Source organism: Stenotrophomonas sp. 2YAF22 (assembly GCF_052114665.1).
Lineage (GTDB): Bacteria > Pseudomonadota > Gammaproteobacteria > Xanthomonadales > Xanthomonadaceae > Stenotrophomonas > Stenotrophomonas indicatrix.
In genome coordinates this window covers 1-1721 of record NZ_JBFRFE010000765.1, presented here as the reverse complement: position 1 = coordinate 1721, position 1721 = coordinate 1, and the positions used below count along the sequence as shown (strand labels likewise).

The window sequence follows — 1721 nt, the reverse complement described above, 5'->3', positions numbered from 1 at the left end:
TACATGGACGTACTTGCAGCGTCCCCCGCAACCGGGCCCACCCCGCCATCCCACAGGAAGCCAGCTTCTGCCGTTGCTTCGGCCGTTGCCATTGCTTCTGCGGGTGCAGGGCGCAGCCCTGCCGAACACCCCTTACTTGACCGCAGTCACCTGTACGTCGATCACGCCGTCGCCGACCCGGGCCTGCAGTGCGTCACCCGGTTGTACCTGCTCGATCCGGCGCACCAGCGCGCCATCGTCTGCACGGGTCACGATGCTGTAGCCACGCGCGACGGTCGCCAGCGGACTGACCGCTTCCAGCGAACGTGCAAGGCCGCGCAGGCGCAGCGCATCACGCTGCATCAGGCGCTGCAGCGCCGCTTGCGGGCGACCGCCCAACGCGGCAAGGCGACGTCGCAGCGCCTCCATCTGCTGCTGCGGATGATGGCCCCGCAACACTGCAGCGGCGTGGCGCAAACGGGCTGCGCGACGCTCCTGCTGCTGGTTGTGCGCCGCATGCAAGCGACGTCCGAGGTCCAGCTGACGACGGCGCAGCAGATCCAGTCGTGCCTGCGGACTCTGTGCGTTCAAGCGCAGCAGGGCGCGATCAGCGCGCTGCATGGCCTGCTGCATGGCGTGGCGTTGCAGCTGCACCATGCGAGCCGCGTTGCGGCGCAGGCGCAGGGCCAGGTCGCGCTGATCGGGTACCAGCAGTTCCGCGGCCACCGATGGCGTAGGCGCGCGCAGGTCAGCAGCGAAATCGCTGAGACTGAAGTCGGTTTCGTGACCCACCGCCGAGACCACCGGCGTGCCGCTGGCGGCGATTGCACGGGCCAGGGCTTCATCGTTGAACGCCCACAGGTCTTCCAGCGAGCCACCACCACGGGTCAGCAGGATCACGTTGTAGCGGCCGCTGGCATCGGCGGCCTGCAGCAGGCGGGTGATCTGCGCGGCAGCGGTTGCGCCCTGTACCAGCGTCGGCAGCAGATCCACTTCCAGCAACGGGAAGCGGCGGCCGAGCACGCTCAGCACATCGCGCACGGCGGCACCGGTGGGCGAGGTGATCACCGCCAGGCGCTGCACGTGGGCCGGCATCGACCGCTTGCGGGCCGGGTCGAACAGTCCCTCGGCTTCCAGTCGCGCCTTCAGTTCTTCGAACGCGCGACGCAGTGCGCCTTCGCCGGCTTCCTCCATGTGGTCCAGCACCATCTGGTACTCGCCACGGGCGTCGTACAGAGTCACCTTGCCGCGCACCAGCACGCGCATGCCCTCGCGCGGCACGAACTTCAGGTATTGCGCCTTCATCCTGAACATCGCAGCGCGCAACTGCGCACGCGCGTCCTTCAGGGTGAAATACAGATGGCCGGACGCCGGCCGCGCCACGCTGCCCAGTTCGGCTTCCACCCAGATCGCCGGGAAGCTGCCTTCCAGCAGGTCGCGCGCCAGGGTGTTGAGCTGGCTGGGGGTGAGGACGTCGTTGTTGCGTGGCTGCATGGTTACGGCGTGGGGCAGATGGAGCAGGGGGTTCAGGATCGCACGTCAGCGCTGGCCGTGCTGGGCCAGTGCCCATTGCACGTGTTCGCGGACTACGGGCGAAGCATCCTCGGCGCGCGTCTGCAGCGCCGACAGCGTCTCTGCCGTGGTTGGCGCATTGCCCAGCGCCACGGCGATGTTGCGCAGCCAGCGCTCATGGCCACTGCGGCGGATCGGGCTGCCTTCGGTACGGCGCAGGAATTCAGCTT

1 protein-coding gene and 1 pseudogene are annotated in these 1721 nt (G+C 68.4%); both read right to left on the bottom strand.

Annotated features, from left to right (window positions below; translation table 11 throughout):
• Window positions 1-132: 132 nt before the first annotated feature.
• Entirely contained in the window at window positions 133-1473 is a 1341-nt protein-coding gene (xseA, locus tag AB4Y84_RS20905; RefSeq protein WP_442250844.1) for an exodeoxyribonuclease VII large subunit, read from the bottom strand.
• A gap of 45 nt (window positions 1474-1518) precedes the next feature.
• Window positions 1519-1721: pseudogene (locus tag AB4Y84_RS20900) on the bottom strand (tRNA epoxyqueuosine(34) reductase QueG); the annotation flags it as partial.